Origin of the sequence: Rubrimonas sp., from assembly GCF_036788415.1 — a bacterium.
In the GTDB taxonomy this organism is placed as follows: Bacteria; Pseudomonadota; Alphaproteobacteria; order Rhodobacterales; family Rhodobacteraceae; genus Rubrimonas.
The window spans coordinates 1-14,732 of sequence record NZ_DAIQNN010000039.1; the positions used below are offsets into that span (position 1 = coordinate 1).

Below are 14,732 nucleotides of genomic sequence, written 5' to 3' on the forward strand. Positions count from 1 at the left end.
TGCAGCGCCTGGAACATCGCCGGGCCGCTCATCGCCTGCGGCGCCATGCCGAGCTTGGCCGCCATCTCCGAGGCGAGGCCCGTGGTGCGGAACTTGAGCCCCTTCAGGTCGTCCGCCGAAGTGATCTCGTTGCGGAACCATCCGGCCCATTGCGGCCCGGAATTGCCGCAGAGGAACGGCTTCACGCCGAAGGAGCCGTAGATCTCGTCATAAAGCGCCTGTCCGCCGCCATGGGCGAGCCAGCCGAACTGCTCCTCCGCGCGTAGGCCGAAGGGCTGCGAGCCGAACAGCAGGATGCCCTTGGACTTCGAGCCCCAATAGGCGGGCACGGCGTGGTAAAGCTCGGCGGTGCCCTCGGCGACCGCGTCGAACACGCCCGGCCCAGGCACGATCTCGCCTGCGGCGTAGAGCGTCACCTTGATCCGCCCGCCCGACAGCGCGGTGATCCGGTCGGCCAGCATCTGCGCAGCCACCCCCGGCCCGGGGAGGTTCTTGGGCCATGCGGTGACCATCTTCCACTCGCGCACGCCTTGCGCCAGAGCGGGGGCGGCCAGCGCGGTCGCCGCGGCGCCGGCGGCGGCGCTCGTCAGAAAGTCGCGTCTCTTCATCTCTCGTCTCCCTGTTGTCGGTTGCCGATGGCCCGGTGCGCCGGGCGCCCTCCCCTTCATTCGCCTGCGGTCAGTTTCCAAGGATCGCGGGCAGCCGCAAGCCGTGTTCGCGCGCGCAGTCGAGCGCGATCTCGTAGCCCGCATCGGCGTGGCGCATCACGCCGGTGGCGGGGTCGTTCCACAGCACCCGCGCGAGGCGGGCGTCGGCTTCCGGAGTGCCGTCGCAGCAGATCACCATGCCCGAATGCTGGCTGAACCCCATGCCGACGCCGCCGCCATGGTGCAGGCTGACCCACGTCGCCCCGCTCGCGCAGTTCAGCAGCGCGTTGAGCAGCGGCCAGTCCGACACGGCGTCGGAGCCGTCCTTCATCGCCTCGGTCTCGCGGTTGGGGCTGGCGACCGAGCCGCTGTCGAGATGGTCGCGCCCGATGACGATGGGGGCCTTCAGCTCGCCCTTGCGCACCATCTCGTTGAAGGCGAGGCCGAGGCGGTGGCGGTCGCCCAAGCCCACCCAGCAGATGCGCGCGGGCAGGCCCTGGAAGGCGATGCGCTCGCGCGCCATGTCGAGCCAGCGGTGCAGATGCGCGTCATGCGGCATCAGCTCGCGCACCTTGTCGTCGGTGCGGTGGATGTCTTCCGGGTCGCCCGACAGCGCGCACCAGCGGAACGGCCCGACGCCCCGGCAGAAGAGCGGGCGGATGTAGGCGGGCACGAAGCCGGGGAAGGCGAAGGCGTCGGCCAGCCCTTCTTCAAGCGCGACCTGACGGATGTTGTTGCCGTAGTCGAGCGTCGGGACGCCCTGCCGCCAGAACGCGACCATCGCCTCGACATGGGCGCGCATCGAGGCGCGGGCGGCGGTCTCGACCGCCTTGGGGTCGGTCTCCTGCTTCGCGCGCCACTCCGCCACGCTCCAGCCGAGCGGCAGATAGCCGTGGACGGGGTCGTGCGCGCTGGTCTGGTCGGTGACGATGTCGGGGCGGATTCCGCGGCGGACGAGTTCGGGGAACACCTCCGCGGCGTTGCCGAGCAGCCCGACAGATTTGGCCTCGCCCGCTTTCGTCCAGCGGTCGATCATGGCGAGCGCCTCGTCGAGGTCGCGCGCCTTCTCATCCACGTAGCGGGTGCGCAGGCGGAAATCGATCCGGGTCTCGTCGCATTCCACCGCGAGGCAGCAGGCGCCGGCCATCACCGCCGCGAGCGGCTGGGCGCCGCCCATGCCCCCAAGGCCCCCGGTGAGAATCCACCGCCCCCTAAGATCGCCGCCGTAATGCTGGCGACCGGCTTCGGCGAAAGTCTCGTAAGTGCCCTGAACGATGCCCTGCGTGCCGATGTAGATCCAGCTTCCCGCAGTCATCTGGCCGTACATCATCAGGCCCTTGCGGTCGAGTTCGGAGAAATGGTCCCAATTCGCCCAGCGCGGCACGAGGTTGGAATTGGCGATCAGCACGCGCGGCGCGTCCGCGTGGGTGCGGAACACGCCGACGGGCTTGCCGGACTGGACGACGAGAGTCTCGTCCGCCTCCAGAGTCCTGAGGGCCGCGACGATGCGGTCGAAATCCTCCCAGGTCCGCGCGGCGCGGCCGATTCCGCCGTAGACCACCAGCTCGTGCGGGTTCTCGGCCACGTCGGGGTGGAGGTTGTTCATCAGCATCCGCAGCGGCGCTTCGGTCAGCCAGCTTTTCGCCGTCAGCTCCGGCCCGGTGGGTGGGAACACGTCGCGGGCGTTGTGGTGGGTGGACATCGGCTTGGCTCCTCGATCAGGCGTCGAGCGATGGGAATTGGGCGAGGCCCGCCGCCTCCAGCAGCGCGCCGGAGCGGATCAGGGCGGCCGCCGCCTCCATCTCCCGCGCCAGCGCCCGGTCGGCGCCGAGCGGCGGGCAGTCCGCGCGCAGGCGGGCGATGGCGGCGGAGAGCGGCGCAGAGGTGGACAGAGGGGCGCGGAAGCCGATCCCCTGCGCCGCAGTCAGCGCCTCGACGCCGAGGATGCGGCCCAGATTGTCGGCCATCTCCGTCAGCCGCCGCGCGCCATGGGCGGCCATGCTGACATGGTCCTCCTGATTGGCTGAAGTTGGGGTGCTGTCCACCGAACAAGGGGCCGCGCGCTGCTTGTTCTCGCTCATCAGCGCCGCCGTCGTCACTTCGGCGATCATGTAGCCGGAGTTGAGCCCGGGTTCGGGCGTCAGGAAGGGCGGCAGCCCGTTGCTGAGCGCCGGATCGACCAGCAGCGCGACGCGCCGCTGCGCGACGGCGCCGATCTCGGCCAGGGCCAGCGCCAGCATGTCGGCGGCGAAGGCGACCGGTTCGGCGTGGAAATTGCCGCCGGACACGATCAGCCCGTCCTCGACCAGCGCGAGAGGATTGTCGGTGGCCGCGTTCGCCTCGACGGCCAGCGTCGCCGCGGCCTGCCGCATCAGGTCCATCGCCGCGCCGGTCACCTGCGGCTGGCAGCGGATGCAATAGGGGTCCTGCACGCGGGCGTCGCCCTCGCGGTGGCTCTCGCGGATCGCGGAGCCGTCGAGCAGGGCCCGCAGCGTCGCCGCCGCCTCGGCCTGTCCGCGATGGCCGCGCAGGGCGTGGATCGCCGGGTGGAAGGGCGCGGTGGAGCCCATCGCGGCGTCGGTCGATAGCGCCCCCGTCAGAAGCGCGGCCTGCGCGAGCCGCCAGCCCTCGAACAGGCCCGTCAGCGCGAAGGCGGTGCTGAATTGCGTGCCGTTGATGAGCGCGAGCCCCTCCTTCGGCCCGAGCGCGAGCGGCGCGAGCCCCGCCGCCGCCAGCGCCTGCGCGCCCGGCATCCGCCGCCCGTCGATCTCGGCCTCGCCTTCGCCGAGCATGACGGCGGTCATGTGCGCGAGCGGCGCGAGATCGCCCGACGCGCCGACCGAGCCTTGCGCAGGGATGACAGGCGTCACCCCCGCCGCCAGCATCCCCTCGATGAGCGCGCAGACCTCCCAGCGCACGCCGGACGCGCCGCGCCCGAGCGACAGCAGCTTCAGCGCCATCGTCAACCGCGCGACCGGGACCGGGATCGCCGGCCCCACGCCCGCGCAATGCGACAGGATCAGGTTGCGCTGGAGCGTCGCCGTGTCCTCGGCGCGGATGCGGATCGAGGCGAGCTTGCCGAAACCGGTGTTGACGCCATAGACGGCGGCCTCGCCTTGCGCCGCCTGCGCCACGAGCGCCTGCGCCCGCTCGACAGCCGGGCGGCAGGCGGGGTCGAGCCGGGCCGGCGCGCTGCTGCGGTAGAGCGCTTCGAGATCGGACAGCGTGGAGGCGCCGGGCGTGAGAACGATCATGCTGGGCTCCCTGCGACCCAGCGGCGATGCAGCGGGTTGAAGCCGATGCGGTAGGCGAGTTCCGCCGGCTCCCCGACATCCCATGCGGCGAGGTCCGCGCGCAGCCCCGCCGCGATGGCGCCGCGGTCGGACAGGCCGAGCGCACGGGCGGCGTGGACAGTGACGCCGGCCAGCGCCTCGGCGGGCGTCAGGCGGAAGAACGTGCAGGCCATGTTCATCGCGAGCAGCAGCGACGTCATCGGCGAGGTGCCGGGGTTGCAGTCGGTCGCGACCGCCATGGGAACGCCCGCCGCCCGCAGCGCCGCCACCGGCGGAACCACCGTCTCGCGCAACGCGTAGAAGGCGCCGGGCAGGAGGACCGCGACAGTCCCGGCCGCCGCCATCGCGGCCACGCCCTCGGCGTCGAGATGCTCCAGATGGTCGGCGCTGAGCGCGCCATTCCGCGCCGCCAGCGCCGCGCCGCCGAGATTGGAGAGTTGCTCGGCGTGCAGCTTGACCGGAAGGTCCAGCGCGCGCGCCTCGGCGAAGACGCGCGCGACCTGCGCGGGCGAGAAGGCGATGCCCTCGCAGAACGCGTCCACCGCATCGACCAGCCCTTCCGCATGAGCGGCGCGCAGCGCAGGGAGCGCGACCTCGTCGAGATAGGCCTCGGCGCGGCCGGAATATTCGGGCGGGACGGCATGGGCGCCGAGGAAAGTCGTGGTCACGCCGACAGGGCGGAGCGCCGCGAGCCGGCGGGCGGCGCGCAGCATCCGCAATTCGGTCTCGACGTCGAGGCCGTAGCCCGACTTGATCTCAACAGTCGCAACCCCTTCGGCCAGCAGCGCGTCCAGCCGCGGCAAGGCCTGCGCGACGAGATCGTCCTCGGACGCCGCGCGGGTGGCGCGGACTGTCGAGACGATCCCCCCGCCCTCCCGCGCGATCTGCTCGTAGCTCGCCCCCTCCAGCCGCAGCGCGAACTCGCGTGCGCGATGGCCGCCATGCACGAGATGCGTGTGGCAGTCGATCAGCGCGGGGGTCAGCAGCCTGCCCTCCAGCGAAACCCGTTCGGCGCGGGCGAAATCGGAGGGGAGATCGGCCTGCGGTCCGGCCCATGCGATGCTCCCGTCCGCAACCGCGACGGCGCCGGGCGCTGCGACCGCGCCGGAGGCGGCGAGCAGGCGGGCGTCGCTGAGGACGAAGGCGGTCATGCAGGGGCTCCCGCGCGTTGACTTGGTGAATATGTAAAAGCATATTTTCGCCCATCGTCAACCGCGAAAGCCGCGCGCCATGACCGTTCCCGCGACCGACGTCCCGATCGATCCGGCCCCGCTCCACGCCGACTGCGCGCTGACCTCTCAAGGCTGGGCGCGCGACGTTCGGGTGACGCTCCGGGGCGGCAGGATCGCCGAAGTCGAGACCGGCGCGCCCGCCCGCCCGGGCGACCGCCGGCTCGCCGGGCGGGCGCTGCTCCCCTCCCCGTCCAATCTCCACAGCCACGCCTTCCAGCGCGCAATGGCGGGAATGACGGCGCGGCGCGGCCATGAGCCCGACAGCTTCTGGACCTGGCGCAAGCTGATGTACCGCTTCCTCGACCTGCTGACGCCCGGGCAGATCGAGGCGATCGCGGCGCTCGTCCATGTCGAGATGCTGGAGGCGGGCTATGCGGCGAGCGCCGAGTTCCATTACGTCCACCACCAGCCGGGCGGCGCGCCCTATGACGACCGGGCCGAGCTCTCGACCCGGATCGTGGCCGCAGCGGCGCAGAGCGGGATCGGGCTGACGCTGCTCCCGGTGCTCTACAGCCATGGCGGCGCCGGCGCGCAGCCGCTTTCGGGAGGGCAACTGCGCTTCGGCGACGAACTCGACGGCTTCGCGAAGATCATGGACGGCGCAGCGCGCGCGCTGGCGGCCTTGCCGCCGGACGCGCGGCTCGGCGCGGCGCCCCATTCGCTGCGCGCGACGCGGCCCGAGCAACTGCGGGAGCTGGCCGCCGCGTGGCCGCAAGCGCCGCTGCACATTCACGCCGCCGAGCAGGTCCGCGAAGTCGAGGAGGTGGAGGCGTGGCTCGGCGCGCGGCCCGTCGCGTTCCTGCTCGACCAGACCGGGATCGACGCGCGCTGGTGCCTGGTCCACTGCACCCAGATGACGCCGGACGAGACGTCGCGCCTCGCCGCCAGCGGGGCCGTCGCCGGCCTCTGCCCGATCACCGAATCCGATCTCGGGGACGGGACCTTCGCCGGCGCGGCCTATCTCGCGGCGGCGGGACGCTTCGGGATCGGGTCGGACAGCGACATCCGCATCGGGCTCGCGGACGAGCTGCGCACGCTGGAATATTCCCAGCGCCTCGCCCACCGCGCGCGCAACGTGATGGCGGCGCCGGGCGACTCCGTCGGCGAGACGCTCTATCGGGGCGCGCTGGCGGGCGGAGCGCAGGCGCTGGGGCGGCGCTCCGGCGCGCTGGAGCCGGGGTTCTGGGCCGATCTCGTCGCCATCGACACCGGCGACGTCGCGCTGGCGCCGCTGCGCCCCGACCAGTGGATCGACGGCTGGCTCTTCGCCGCCGGGGACCGGGTGGTGCGCGACGTCTGGGCGGCGGGGCGGCATGTGGTGCGCGAGGGGCGGCACATAAGACGCGACGCCATCGAGGCGCGCTATCGCGCGGCGCTCGCCGATCTGACGGGCGCCTTGTGAGCGCGCCGAAATACAAGCGGATCGAGCAGGCGCTGGTGGCGCGGATCGCGGCGGGCGAGTTCGCGCCGGGCGATCCGATCCCGCACGAGGCCCAACTCGCCGAAGCCTATGGCGTCACGCGCCCCACCATCGGACGGGCGCTGAGCGCGCTGGTGGCGCAAGGGCTGATCGAGCGGCGCCGGCGCGCGGGCAGCCGGGTCGCGCTGCGGGCGCGGGTCGCGGCGCGGCTGAGCATCCCGCTCGCGCGCGAGGAGATCGAGGCGGGCGGCGCGGCCTATGGCTATCGGCTGCTCGGCGCGGCGCGGCGCGCGGCGCCGGCCGATGTGGCGGCGCTGTTCGGACTGGCGGCGGGCGCGGAGGCGCTGGAGACCGACGCGCTGCATCTGGCCGACGGCGCGGCATGGCAGCGCGAGCGGCGCTGGATCAACCTCGCCGTCGTCCCGGCCGCGGCCGATGCGCCTTTCGAGACGGTCAGCCCCAACGAATGGCTGGTCCGCCACGCCCCCTACACCCGCATCGCCCACCGCGTCTGGGCCGACGCGGCGACGCCCGACGACGCCCCGCTCGGCGCCGCCCCCGGCGACCCGCTGCTCTGCGTCGAGCGCAGGACGTGGCTCGGGGCGCGGGCGGTGACGCTGGTGCGGATGCTGCATCGCGGGCCGGGGTACAAGTTGACGTTCGACGACGACGCCTGACGCGGTCGTCTCGGCGCGCGGGAAGTGTCGCAAATCCGTCTCCGTTCTCGCGTAACGCTGCGGGGCGCAACAGCGGAGGCGGAGATGACGCGAACCGACGACGAAGACCGCGCCCGGTCGTGGCTCGAACTCGAACTCGAAGACGATTTCGACGAAGAGCTTGAGAACGAGATCGACGACAACCGCATCCCTGAAGCATTGCGCGCGATGAAGCAGGCGCGCAAGACGGAGAGCATTGCGCGCGGCGTGTATTTTCGCGAATTGCTGCGACTTCAGGCGGAACTCGTCAAGCTGCAGGACTGGATCCAGCACAGCGGCGCCAAGATCGTCGTGCTGTTCGAGGGCCGCGACAGCGCCGGAAAAGGCGGCGTCATCAAGAGGATAACGCAGCGGATCAACCCGCGCGTGGCGCGCGTCGTGGCGCTGCCGGCGCCGTCGGACCGCGAAAAGACGCAATGGTACTTCCAGCGTTACGTCGCGCATCTGCCCGCCGCCGGCGAGATGGTGCTGTTCGACCGCTCCTGGTACAACCGCTCGGGCGTCGAGCGGGTTATGGGCTTCGCCTCCGACGAGCAAGTCGAACAATTCTTCCGCGATACGCCAGAATTCGAACGCATGCTTGTCCGATCCGGCATCACGCTCGTCAAGTACTGGTTCTCCATCACCGACGAAGAGCAGCAGTTCCGCTTCCAGATGCGGATTCACGATCCGCTCAAGCAGTGGAAGCTCTCGCCGATGGACTTGCAGAGCCGGGTGCGCTGGGAGCAGTATACAAAGGCGAAAGAAGAGATGTTCGAGCGCACGAACATCCCCGAAGCGCCGTGGCACATCGTCGAGGGCAACGACAAGAAGCGCGCGCGGCTCAACTGCATCGCGCATCTGCTGTCGATGATCCCCTATGAGGAGGTGCCCTACACGCCGCCCGAACTGCCCGAACGCGTGCACAACGCCGATTACGAGCGGCGCACCCTGCCCGACGAGCTCTACGTCCCGCAGCGCTACTGAGGGCGTCGGATATCCGTCGGACTCGCGTCGGACATCCGTCGGACATCTGTCGGACATCTGTCGGCCCCCGCCCAAGCGGCGGGGAACGGGTTGAGCCGCGCCGCGCGCCCCCTATAGTGCGCGGCCACGCCGCGCGCGGTCCAGAGCGCGCGGCCGAGCCGCGCAGCGGAGCGCCGCGACCAGCCGAGGACGACGCCGATGCCCCCTCTCCCCGACATGCCGTCCGCCATCGGCGGCACGCCGCTGATCCGCCTGCGCCGGGCCTCCGAGGCCACGGGCTGCGACATATTCGGCAAGGCCGAGTTCATGAACCCCGGCCAGTCGGTCAAGGACCGCGCCGCGTTGTTCATCATCCGAGACGCGGTGGCGCGCGGCGCGCTGCGGCCCGGCGGGGTCATCGTCGAGGGCACCGCCGGCAACACCGGGATCGGGCTCGCGCTGATCGGGCGGGCGATGGGGTTCCGCGCCGTCATCGTCATCCCCGAGACCCAGAGCCGGGAGAAGAAGGAGGCGCTGCGGCTGGCCGGCGCGCAGCTCGTCGAAGTCCCCGCGCGCCCCTACCGCCACCCCGACAACTATGTGCGCTATTCCGGGCGGCTGGCGGCGAAGCTCGCCGAGACCGAACCGAACGGCGCGATCTGGGCGAACCAGTTCGACAACGTCGCCAACCGGCAGGCGCATGTCGAAACCACCGGCCCCGAAATCTGGGAGCAGATGGAGGGCCGGGTGGACGGCTTCATCTGCGCGGTCGGCACGGGGGGCACGCTCGCGGGCGTCGCGCAGGCGCTGCGGGCGCGCGATCCGAATGTGCGGATCGGGCTGGCCGACCCGATGGGCGCGGCGCTCTACAGCTACTACGCGACGGGCGAGCTGAAATCGGAAGGCTCCTCGGTCACCGAGGGCATCGGGCAGGGCCGCATCACCGGCAATCTCGAAGGGCTGACCGTCGATTTCGCCTGTCAGGTGGAGGATGCGGAGGCGCTGGAGATCGTGTTCGCGCTGGCCGAGGAGGAAGGGCTGGTGCTGGGCGGCTCGGCGGGGGTGAACGTCGCCGGGGCGATCCGCATGGCGCGCGAGATGGGGCCGGGGCATCGGATCGCGACGATCCTGTGCGATCTGGGGTCGCGCTATCAGTCCAAGCTCTTCAACCCCGACTTCCTGCGCGAGAAGGGCTTGCCGGTGCCGCGCTGGCTGGTCGAGCAGGGCGCGCCGCCGCCGCTTGTGTTCGAGGGCGCCGCGTGATGGCGGGGCTGCGCGACCTCCTGCTGGCCCGCGTGCTGGCGCTGCTGCTCGTCGCATTCGCCGCCACCGCGTCATCGGCGCAGGCGCAGCGGCCCGACGATCCGATCGAGGCGGCGCTGCATCTGTGGACTTCGGAAGCCGACAGCGCGCGCGAGGTGCTCGACAAGGCCGCAGCGTCGGACGACGCGCTGACGACGATGCGCCAGCGCCTCGAAGGCTATCGCGAGGAGGCGCGCGCGCTGGTCGCCGCGACCGCCCCGCGCATCGCCCAGATCGAGCGCGAACTGGCCGCGCTGGGGCCGCCCCCGGCGGAGGGCGTCGCCGAGGACGAGGCGCTGGCCGCGGAGCGGCAGGCGCTGAACGACCGGCTGGCGGCGGCCAGCAGCGTGCGCGCGCGCGCCGCCGCGTTCGAAGGGCGGTTCTCCTCGCAGATCGAGGAGGTCAATCTGACCCTGCGCGACCGGCTGGTGTCGCGGGTGATGCAGCGCGGGCGCACCCCGCTCGACCCGCGCCTCTGGATCGAGGCGACGGCGGATGCGGTGGAGATCGGGCGGCGGATCGGCGCCGAGACCAGCGCCTCCTTCGCCGACGCCGCCGTGCGCGCGCGCGCCATCGAGACGGGTCCGATCGCGCTGCTCGCGCTGGTCCTGGGGCTCGGCCTGCTGATCGTGGCGCGGCGGCGGGTGATCGCCTGGGTCGAGAAAGTCGCCGCCGACCCCGCCAGCACCCGCGAGAAGCGGATCGGCGCCGGCGCCGTGGCCACGCTCGCCCGCCTCGCGCTGCCGGTCAGCGCGCTCTATCTGATCGTTTTCGCGGTGGCGCTGAGCGGGCTGCTCGGCGAGACGCTGGAGACGCTGCTGACCGGCGCGGGATACGGGTTCGGCGCGGTGATCGCGACCTACGCCTTCAGCTCGGCCTATTTCGCGCCGGACGCGCCCAATCTGCGGGTCGCGGCGCTGGACGACCGGCAGGCGCGGATCGCGCGCAACGCCGCGATGACGCTGTCGATCGCGCTCGCCATCGGGCTGACGCTGGTCCGCGCGCTCGATCAGCTGCGGGTCGACCCCGAATTGCTGATCGCGGCCAATCTCGCGCTCGTGTTGACCTCCTCGGCCGCGATGCTGCGACTGCGTCATGTCTATGCGCCGCAAGCGGCGGAGGCCGAGACGCGGACGGAGGAGGCCGAGGGCGAGGCCGAATCCGAGCGCACGCTGGCGCAGCAGCTGCGCTGGCTGATCCGGCTGGCGCTGCTGCTCGTGGCGCTGGCGACGCCGCTGCTCTCGCTGGCGGGCTATCTCGCCGCGTCGAACCGGCTCGGGGCGGCTGCGATCTATTCGCTGGGGATCCTCGGGCTGTGCGCGCTGCTGTTCTCGATCGTGGAGTCGATCTCCGAGAGCGCGTCGGAGCGGCTCGACCCGCCCTGGCGCAAGGTGGCGCGGCTGGCGCCGCTGATCGCGGGGTTCATCCTGACGCTGGGGGCGGCGCCGCTCTTCGCCATGGCCTGGGGGGCGCGCTGGGACGACGTGGCCTTCGCGCTGCGCAGCGCGATGAGCGGCTTCGACGTCGGCGGCTTCCGCATCTCCCCGGTCGAGATCGCCGCGTTTCTGGGGGTGTTCGGCCTCGGCTGGCTGCTGACTGGCGCGGTGCAGCGGGTGCTGCGGGTCTCGGTGCTGCCGCAGCTCGACATGGAGCAGGGGGCGCGCACGGCGATCACCTCCGGCGTCGGCTATGTCGGCGTGATCGCGGCGTTCTTCATCGCGGTCTCGAGCGCCGGGGCCGATCTGTCCAACCTCGCCATCGTCGCCGGCGCGCTGTCGGTCGGCATCGGCTTCGGCTTGCAGACGGTCGTGAGCAATTTCGTGTCGGGCGTCATCCTGCTGATCGAACGGCCGATCAATGTCGGCGACTGGATCATGGTCAACGGCCAGCACGGCACGGTGCGCAAGATCAACGTGCGCTCGACCGAAATCCAGCTCTTCGACCGTTCCGACTACATCGTGCCGAACGCCGACCTGATCTCGCAGCCGGTCACGAATTTCACCCGGCGCAACACGGTGGGCCGGCTTATCCTCCAGGTCGGCGTCGCCTATTCGGCGGATGTGCGGAAAGTCGAGGCGATCCTGCGCGACGTGGCGGCGGCGAACATGATGGTGCTGCGCCGGCCGCCGCCGCAAATCCTGTTCCGCAAGTTCGGCGCGGATTCGCTGGAATTCGAGCTGCGGGTGTTCCTGCGCGACGTCGGCAACACGCTGTCGGTCGAGACCGACCTGCATTTCCGCATCACCGAACGGTTCCGGGCGGAGGGGATCGAGATCCCGTTCGGCCAGCGCGACATCTGGCTGCGCAACCCCGAGGCGCTGGCGGGGGCGCTGCGGGCCGCGCCGGCGGGCGAAGACCCCGAGGTCGCCAAGCCGGAGGTCGCCGCCGGCCCGGTGCGGCGGCGGCGCGTCTTCGGGGCGGGCGAGGCCGACGCGGACGGGGACGGCGATCCGACCTGAGGGGCCGGGCGCGCCCTCAGAGCCTCCGTTCGACCATCAGCTGCTTGATCTGCGCGATGGCCTTGGCGGGGTTCAGGCCCTTCGGGCAAGTCTTGGTGCAGTTCATGATGGTGTGGCAGCGGTAGAGCTTGAAGGGGTCCTCCAGCGCGTCGAGCCGCTCGCCGGTCGCCTCGTCGCGGCTGTCGACGATCCAGCGCCAGGCGTGCAGCAGCGCGGCGGGGCCGAGATAGCGGTCGCCGTTCCACCAGTAGGAGGGACAGGAGGTCGAGCAGCAGGCGCACATCACGCATTCGTAGAGGCCGTCGAGCTTCTTGCGGTCCTCGATGGACTGGCGCCATTCGGTTCCGGGGATCGCCGATTTCGTCTCGAGCCAGGGCTGGATGCTGGCGTGCTGGGCGTAGAAATGGGTGAGGTCGGGCACGAGATCCTTCACCACCGGCATGTGCGGCAACGGGTAGATCTTCACGTCGCCGTCGATCTCGTCGATGCCCTTGGTGCAGGCGAGCGTGTTGAGCCCGTCGATGTTCATCGCGCAACTGCCGCAGATGCCCTCGCGGCAGGAGCGGCGGAAGGTCAGCGTCGGGTCGATCTCGTTCTTGATCTTGATGAGGGCGTCCAGAACCATCGGGCCGCACTCGTCGAGATCGAGATGGTAGGTGTCGACGCGCGGATTGGCGCCGGTGTCGGGGTCCCAGCGATAGATGCGGAACGCCTTGGCGCGCTTGATCGCCGGGCCCGCCGGGCGCGGCCAGGTCTTGCCCTGGACGACGCGGGAGTTCTTGGGGAGGGTGAATTCAACCATCGGTCTGCTCCGCATGGGCATTTTCGACCGCGCGCTGCGCGGGGATCTCGATGCCCCCGGCGCGCGCGCGCGCGCGGCTCGGGAGCTCCACGTCGGAAGGGACGGTCATCAATAGACCCGCGCCTTCGGCGCGATGCGGGCCATCTCGATGCCGTTGGACAGCGGCTCGAGGTGGACGGGGCGGTAGCCCAGCGTCACCTGACCGGTCTCCGACAGCCAGGCGAGGCTGTGCTTGCGCCACTCGGCGTCGTTGCGCTCGGAGAAGTCCTCGCGCGCATGGGCGCCGCGGCTCTCGGTGCGGGCCTCGGCCGCGGTGACGGTGGTGACGGCGCAGGCCAGCAGGTTCTCGAACTCCAGCGTCTCCATCAGGTCGGAGTTCCAGATCAGCGAGCGGTCGGTCACGCGGATGTCGGCGGTCTCCTGCCAGATGCCGGCGATGCGGCGGCAACCCTCCTGCAGCGTCTCGGCGGTGCGGAAGACGGCGGCGTCCTCCTGCATGGCGCGCTGCATCTTGTCGCGCAGCTGGGCGGTGGGGGTGCCGCCATTGGCGTGGCGCAGGCGGTCGAAGCGGTCCATCGCCTTCTCGACTTCGGCCTTGTTCAGTTCGGGCGGCTCGGTCCCGCGTTCGACGACCTGCCCCGCCTTGATCGCCGCGGCGCGGCCGAACACGACGAGATCGATCAGCGAGTTGGAGCCGAGGCGGTTGGCGCCGTGCACGCTCGCGCAACCCGCCTCGCCCACCGCCATCAGGCCGGGGACGATGGCGTCGGGGTCGGACTCGGTCGGGCGCAGCACTTCGCCCCAGTAGTTCGTCGGGATGCCGCCCATGTTGTAATGCACGGTCGGCAGCACCGGGATCGGCTCGCGCGTCACGTCGACGCCGGCGAAGATGCGCGCGCTTTCGGAGATGCCGGGCAGGCGCTCGTGCAGGACTTCGGGCGGAAGGTGGTTGAGGTGGAGGTGGATGTGGTCCTTGCGGGGGCCGACGCCGCGGCCCTCGCGGATCTCCATCGTCATGCAGCGGGAGACGACGTCGCGGCTGGCGAGGTCCTTATAGGTGGGCGCGTAGCGCTCCATGAAGCGCTCGCCTTCGGAGTTGGTGAGGTAGCCGCCCTCGCCGCGCGCGCCCTCGGTGATGAGGCAGCCGGCGCCGTAGATGCCGGTCGGGTGGAACTGCACGAACTCCATGTCCTGCAAGGGCAGGCCGGCGCGGGCGACCATCGCGTTGCCGTCGCCGGTGCAGGTGTGCGCGGAGGTCGCCGAGAAATAGGCGCGGCCGTAGCCGCCAGTGGCCAGCACCACGGTCTTGGCGCGGAAGCGATGGATCTTGCCGCTCTCGAGTTCCCAGGTGATCAGCCCGGTGCAGCGCCCGTCCTCGGACATGATGAGGTCGGTCGCGAAATGCTCGATGAAGAACTCGGCGCCCTGCTTGAGGCTCTGGCCGTAGAGCGTGTGCAGGATCGCGTGGCCGGTGCGGTCGGCGGCGGCGCAGGTGCGCTGGACGGGCGGGCCTTCGCCATACTGGGTCGTGTGGCCGCCGAAGGGGCGCTGGTAGATCTTGCCGTCCTCGGTGCGCGAGAAGGGCACGCCGTAATGCTCGAGCTCGTAGACCGCCTTGGGCGCCTCGCGGGCGAGATATTCCATCGCGTCGGTGTCGCCGAGCCAGTCCGACCCCTTCACGGTGTCGTACATGTGCCACTGCCACGAGTCCGGCCCCATGTTGCCGAGCGACGCGGCGATGCCGCCCTGGGCTGCGACGGTGTGCGAGCGCGTCGGGAAAACCTTGGTCACGCAGGCCGTGCGCAGCCCCTGCTCGGCCATGCCGAGCGTCGCGCGCAGGCCCGAGCCGCCCGCGCCCACAACCACCACGTCATACGCGTGATCGACATATTCGTAAGCGGCCATCGGCCGTTCTC

At 71.2% G+C, this 14,732-nt stretch carries 11 protein-coding genes; 5 read left to right on the plus strand and 6 right to left on the minus strand.

What is annotated here, in order from left to right; translation table 11 throughout:
• From V7Q31_RS10555 to hutI, 4 genes are all read right to left on the minus strand, one after another.
• The coding region (locus V7Q31_RS10555; RefSeq protein ID WP_442976493.1) for a TRAP transporter substrate-binding protein at positions 1 to 608 on the minus strand (608 nt) is incomplete at its 3' end.
• 70 nt (positions 609 to 678) lie between these two features.
• Positions 679 to 2,349, minus strand: coding sequence for a urocanate hydratase (gene hutU, locus V7Q31_RS10560; protein WP_333833801.1), 1,671 nt, complete (start codon positions 2,347 to 2,349; stop codon positions 679 to 681).
• A gap of 16 nt (positions 2,350 to 2,365) precedes the next feature.
• Positions 2,366 to 3,901 (minus strand): histidine ammonia-lyase, encoded by a 1,536-nt coding sequence (gene hutH / locus V7Q31_RS10565; RefSeq protein WP_333833802.1) that lies wholly within the window; start codon positions 3,899 to 3,901, stop codon positions 2,366 to 2,368.
• Complete coding sequence (gene hutI / locus V7Q31_RS10570) at positions 3,898 to 5,091, minus strand: imidazolonepropionase (RefSeq protein ID WP_333833803.1); 1,194 nt, start codon at positions 5,089 to 5,091, stop codon at positions 3,898 to 3,900. Before hutI ends, hutH begins: the two co-directional genes overlap by 4 nt.
• 79 nt (positions 5,092 to 5,170) lie before the next feature.
• Here hutI and V7Q31_RS10575 point away from each other — a divergent pair, with 79 nt between their 5' ends.
• The 5 genes from V7Q31_RS10575 to V7Q31_RS10595 all read left to right on the plus strand — a co-directional run bounded on the left by V7Q31_RS10575 (position 5,171) and on the right by V7Q31_RS10595 (position 12,014).
• Complete coding sequence (locus V7Q31_RS10575; protein ID WP_333833805.1) at positions 5,171 to 6,574, plus strand: formimidoylglutamate deiminase; 1,404 nt, start codon at positions 5,171 to 5,173, stop codon at positions 6,572 to 6,574.
• Positions 6,571 to 7,269: a GntR family transcriptional regulator gene (locus V7Q31_RS10580; protein WP_333833806.1), complete on the plus strand. Its 699-nt coding sequence runs from the start codon at positions 6,571 to 6,573 to the stop codon at positions 7,267 to 7,269. Before V7Q31_RS10575 ends, V7Q31_RS10580 begins: the two co-directional genes overlap by 4 nt.
• Before the next feature lie 84 nt (positions 7,270 to 7,353).
• Positions 7,354 to 8,274: a polyphosphate kinase 2 gene (gene ppk2 / locus V7Q31_RS10585; protein ID WP_333833807.1), complete on the plus strand. Its 921-nt coding sequence runs from the start codon at positions 7,354 to 7,356 to the stop codon at positions 8,272 to 8,274.
• A 198-nt stretch (positions 8,275 to 8,472) separates the two neighbouring features.
• On the plus strand, positions 8,473 to 9,516 hold the full coding sequence (locus V7Q31_RS10590) for a cysteine synthase A (protein ID WP_333833809.1): 1,044 nt from the start codon (positions 8,473 to 8,475) through the stop codon (positions 9,514 to 9,516).
• Positions 9,516 to 12,014: a mechanosensitive ion channel family protein gene (locus V7Q31_RS10595; protein ID WP_333833811.1), complete on the plus strand. Its 2,499-nt coding sequence runs from the start codon at positions 9,516 to 9,518 to the stop codon at positions 12,012 to 12,014. The genes V7Q31_RS10590 and V7Q31_RS10595 overlap by 1 nt, the downstream gene beginning before the upstream one ends.
• A 16-nt stretch (positions 12,015 to 12,030) precedes the next feature.
• On the opposite strand, the gene V7Q31_RS10600 is transcribed toward V7Q31_RS10595, so the two are convergent.
• On the minus strand, positions 12,031 to 12,816 hold the full coding sequence (locus V7Q31_RS10600; protein WP_333833813.1) for a succinate dehydrogenase iron-sulfur subunit: 786 nt from the start codon (positions 12,814 to 12,816) through the stop codon (positions 12,031 to 12,033).
• 108 nt (positions 12,817 to 12,924) lie between these two features.
• The gene (gene sdhA, locus V7Q31_RS10605) at positions 12,925 to 14,721 is read right to left on the minus strand and encodes a succinate dehydrogenase flavoprotein subunit (protein ID WP_333833815.1); all 1,797 of its coding nucleotides are present in this window, start codon (positions 14,719 to 14,721) and stop codon (positions 12,925 to 12,927) included.
• Between the last annotated feature and the right edge of the window lie 11 nt (positions 14,722 to 14,732).